Here is a 449-nt window from a genome sequence, read left to right on the forward strand (position 1 = left end):
CGATCTCGCTGCCGGGGATCTCGATCACTTCCGAGACCGCATCGACCAGGATTCCGATGTCGTGGCGCAGATCGCCTTCGCTGACCTCGACGATGACGATGCAGGTCCGTTTGCCGACTTCACTCTTCGCGTGGCCGAAGCGCGCCGACAGGTCGATCACCGGCACGACGGCGCCGCGCAGGTTGATGACGCCGCGGAGGAAGGGCGGCATCATCGGGATCTCGGTCAAGTTGCCGTACTCGATGATTTCCTTGACGTTGAGGATGCCGACGGCGAACATCTCGCCGCCGAGCAGGAAGGTGAGGTATTGCTGCGGCCCGTCGGCGGCGGCCTGGGCCGCGTCGAGGGCGGCCGCGGCGCGCCGGGCGACGGCATTGACCGGGCCGCCGGCCGGACGGGGGGGCGTATTCTCGCGCATGGCTCGACCCTTTCTCAGAAACGTTCGAAGT

The 449-nt window shown here is 66.8% G+C and carries 1 protein-coding gene; it reads right to left on the minus strand.

What is annotated here, in order from left to right:
- Positions 1–418, minus strand: a 418-nt coding sequence (locus tag CAPSK01_RS02360; protein ID WP_034921973.1) for a chemotaxis protein CheW, incomplete at its 3' end; no start/stop codon positions are given.
- Positions 419–449 lie beyond the last annotated feature (31 nt).

The organism is Candidatus Accumulibacter vicinus (genome assembly GCF_000584955.1).
GTDB lineage: Bacteria > Pseudomonadota > Gammaproteobacteria > Burkholderiales > Rhodocyclaceae > Accumulibacter > Accumulibacter vicinus.